The sequence below is a fragment of the Pseudundibacterium arcticum genome (assembly GCF_042646465.1).
Taxonomy (GTDB): domain Bacteria; phylum Pseudomonadota; class Gammaproteobacteria; order Burkholderiales; family Burkholderiaceae_D; genus Undibacterium_A; species Undibacterium_A arcticum.
In genome coordinates this window covers 1-4,457 of sequence record NZ_JBHRTP010000093.1, presented here as the reverse complement: position 1 = coordinate 4,457, position 4,457 = coordinate 1, and the positions used below count along the sequence as shown (strand labels likewise).

1 protein-coding gene is annotated in these 4,457 nt (G+C 56.7%); it reads left to right on the top strand.

Annotation, left to right across the window (positions count from 1 at the left end; all coding sequences use genetic code 11):
* Window positions 1-18 precede the first annotated feature (18 nt).
* Window positions 19-4,137, top strand: coding sequence for a glycoside hydrolase family 99-like domain-containing protein (locus ACFOFO_RS23950; protein WP_390333189.1), 4,119 nt, complete (start codon window positions 19-21; stop codon window positions 4,135-4,137).
* Window positions 4,138-4,457: the final 320 nt, after the last annotated feature.

Sequence of the window (4,457 nt, the reverse complement as noted above, 5' to 3'; positions counted from 1 at the left end):
GCGCTGGGCTCACGGCACTTGGAGCATTTTGAGTTAAATGAATTGAAGCAGCATGCCACCAACTTCAACCAAGCCGTGGCCGAACGCGACGGACAGATCACCAACCTCAACCAAGCCGTGGCCGAACGCGACGGACAGATCACCAACCTCAACCAAGCCGTGGCCGAACGCGACGGACAGATCACCAACCTCAACCAAGCCGTAGCCGAACGCGGCGGACAGATCACCAACCTTAACCAGTCCGTGACCGAACGCGACGGGCAGATCGTCAACCTCAACCATGCCGTGGTCGAACGCGAAGGGCAGATCGCGATTCTCAGAGATAAAGCCGACCGTATCGTGATTGACAAGGACTCTGAGACTCGTAATGCACAACAGCAGCTGAACCAGATCATTCACTCCCGCTCTTGGCGCGTAACCGCGCCATTGCGCAAGGTGGTCGCGGCTATCAGGCAAGGAGCTCCATCAGCCTGCATGTCGTTGCTGGGAAAAATAGCCGAACGTTCACGGATTCGGCGCGAGGTTGAGACCATCAAAGAGTCAGGGCTTTTCGACGAGCCTTTCTATCGATCAATGTACCCGGACCTGCAGTCACTATCTTTGGACGTAATCAGACATTACTGTGAGCATGGTTGGCGAGAAGGAAGAAATCCCTCTGCCAACTTCGACACCCGTTGCTATCTGGCAACCTACAGCGATATTCGCAATGCGGACATCAATCCTTTTTGGCATTACGTTGTCGTAGGCGCTTCGGAACTGAGGAACGCCGTCCCCGATTCGGTTTTGGTATCCCATCAGGAGAAGATCTCCAATACAAAGCTTGACGCGGAGGTTGATGCCATCAAAAAGTCTGGTCTATTTTACGAGTCCTTCTACCGCTCAACGTACCCGGACCTTCAGCCTCCACCGTGCGATGCAATCAGACATTACTGCGAGTTCGGTTGGCGCGAGGGAAGGAGTCCCTCTGACGACTTCAACACCAGCTTCTATCTGGCAACCTACAGCGATATTCGCAATGCGGGCATCAACCCTTTCTGGCACTACATTGTCGCAGGCGCGTCGGAAATGAGGCTCGCCGTCCCCGATATGGCCACGGTCCACGAGAATGACATTTGGTTTGGCGTTGTGGATACCGACATCAAGCTGCTCGCGTTTTACTCGTCGCCCGACTGGGCAACTTTGCGCAGCGGACGACCCATGTTCAAAGGCCACTCGCAGCCGCCTCTCCCGCACGACGAATTCGGGTTCTATGACCCGTCGGATTGGCGGGTGCTCAAACATCAGGCGGAGTTGGCGAAGCGTCATGGCCTTTACGGCTTCTGCTTTGATCTCGGCATTGGTGCGGCAGGCGACGGACGCGCTCAGCCGGTCGATAACTTCCTCGGTCACGACGATATCGACTTCTGCTTCTGCGTGCAGGCCGAGCTGCCTTCGGAAGATGCTCTCGCGCCTCTTGTCGCCTCTATTGTGCGCACCGTGTCGGATCGGCGGTATATCCGTATCGCAGACCGGCCGCTCGTTCTCTTCACGATGCCTGACGAAAGGCGGTGTGCCGCCAGCGTCCTTGGTCAACTTAGGCGCCTGCTTGCCGATCAGGGCATCGGCAGCCCTTTCCTGGTCGGCCGGTGGGCGTCGGCTAGTGAGGACAGTTCGGTTGCGTCTCTGGCGATCCTGTGCGATGCCGTGCTCGATTTACCCAGTGCTCCGGTACCTGGCGAGACAGGCGACCTTTTGCCACTGGACAAGAATGGGGTCGACGTAGTGCCCTACGGTGTGGTCGCCTCGCAGGGCGTTGATCGAGCTCGAACGGCGCAAGGCTCCGCTCACCCGTTCTTTCACTGTGTCACGCTTGGGCGCGATAACACCGCCAGAAAGCCAGAGCGCCCGCTCGTGTACACGCGCTTTCACGTGAGGGATTACCGCCGCTGGCTGGACGCAGCCATTGCCGGCGCGAGGGTTGCCCATCCGGAAGATCGCCGCTTCGTGTTCGTGAATGGGTGGAACGATTGGAATGAGGGGCTCTTCCTTGAGCCCGACCGGCAGGGTGGCTTTTGTCGCGTCAACGAAACAACCCGCGCACTCTTGGACATCTCCCCGGGTGCGGTCATGCCCAAGGTTTCCGTGATTGTGCCGAACTACAATCACGAGCCGTTCCTACGTCGCCGGCTGGACAGCATCTACGGGCAGACGTACAAGAACATCGAGGTCATTTTGCTGGACGACTGCTCGTCCGACCAGAGTCGGTCCCTGATGGACCAGTATGCCGCGGCCTACCCTGATATCACCAGTACGCTGTACAACGACGAGAACTCGGGTAGCGCCTTTCGCCAGTGGGCCAAGGGAATCAAGGCGACCACAGGCGACCTCATCTGGATTGCGGAAAGCGACGACTACTGTGATGAGCGCTTTCTCGAGGTGCTCGTCAGTTGTTTTGAGGACGAGGCCGTTCTGCTCGCCTACGCTAAGTCCACTTTTGTGGACAAGAACGAAGTTCCTATTCGAGACGGCTTCCAGAGCTACCTGAGCGATCTGGAGTGCGCTGAGAAATGGAACGGTTCGTACGTGGAGACAGCTCACAACGAGGTGAGGAGTGCTCTGGGCATTAAGAACACGATCCCCAACGCAAGCGGGGTTCTCTTCAAGCGCCCGATCAATATGCCCCTGCTGGACGACGAATCTTGGCTGTCGATGGTTGTCGCGGGCGATTGGGTCTTCTACCTTGAAATCATTCGGGGCGGGAAGATCGCTTACTCCACCGAGACAACGAACTTCTTCCGACGGTACGAAGGCAGCGCGGCCGAGGTCACCTATAAAAAAAGCGTTTTCTATAGGGAAGTGGGGATCGCAAGCCGGACGGTCGCGGCACTGTACAACGTGCCTCTGAAAATTCTGGAGCAATGTCGAGAAGGATACAGGACATTCTACGAGAAGATGGTCGGCCAGAGCGATGAGGAATTCGCGCTCTGGTACGACTACCAGTCCATCCTCAAGGCCCGTGAACGTAGGCTGCCGAACGTCATGGTCTCGACCATGGGGTTCTTCCCCGGCGGAGCCGAGATCCTCCCCATCAGGTTGGCGAACGAATTCAAGCGCCAAGGCCTTTCAGTGGTGTTGCTGAACGCGGGTTTGAATCCCCGCGAAGATGGGGTTCGCCGGATGCTGCGCAACGACGTACCCGTCATCGAGACGTCGAGCGTTGAGGATGTGAAGGCGATCATCCGCGATTTCGGGGTAGAGGTGCTGAATACGCACCAGTGGCACATTCAAAAGTACCCGCTGCAGGTTCCGGATGTCTTTGACGAACTGCGTGGGCATGTCGCCTCCCTTCACGGAATGATTGAGCATGGAGACGCTTTCGGCGTCACTGAGGAGCAACTCCGCAAGTCAGACCAAAGCGTCACCACCTGGGTCTATACCGCAGAGAAGAATCTCGTTCCCTTCTCCTGCATCGGGCTCTATGACAAGTCGTCGTCCCGGTTTGTCAAGATGCCTAACGGAATGCAGCCTCCTCGTGTCGTGCCGATACCGCGCGCAGACATGGGTATCCCGGAGGATGCCTTCGCACTCTGCTGCGTCAGCCGCGCGATACCCGATAAGGGATGGGCGGAAACGATTATGGTGGTTGAGCGAGCGCGGGCGCTATCGGGCCGAGACATTCGCCTCATACTGGTAGGTAATGGACCGGTCTACGATGAGTACTGTCGAGCCGGTGCGCCCGATTTTGTCTACTTGGCGGGCTTCAGCGAGAACTCGGTCGGCCACTATGCGGCGGCGGACATGGGAATCATGCTGACAAAGTTCAAGTCCGAAAGCTTTCCTCTGACTATTGTCGATTGTCTCTTTGCTGGGAAACCCTACATTGCCTCTGATGTAGGGGATATTAGAAATATGCTGACGACAGCTGACGACATTGCTGGTGACGTGATCGAGTTGGAGGACTGGGAGGTTCCGATTGAAAGAGCTGCGCAAGTTGTCGCGGCTTTCGCGACTGATAAGCAAAAATACGTGAACGCCCTGGCATTGGTGCAAGACGCCGCCAATCGCTACCATATCGACGTTGTGGCATCTCAGTATGTTCGTCTTTTCGAGAGTAGCCGTGATGAACATCGGCTTCGATTCAGCGGGTGCGGCAATTGATTGCATCAAGGTCGCGACAACTAACAAAGCTGGTACGGTTTGCCGGGCAGTTGATTCGCGGGGAATTCGGAATAGTGGGTCATTGCAGCGCGCACGCCGACAACTGCAGCGACCAGCGCCTTGTGCCGCGCAGTACCGCGCGCAGTGTCTTTCTATCAAGGCTCGTTGCGGTTGGCCATCCACCGTGTTATGAATGAAAACGATCGGCGGGGAAAAAGTCGCGCTGCGGGTAATGGTCCATTGTTTAAATCGGAATCGAGCAGTGTTGCATCCGGTCTGATAGGCATTCCAATGCTCGAAGTAAAGATGCAAACTTTAGA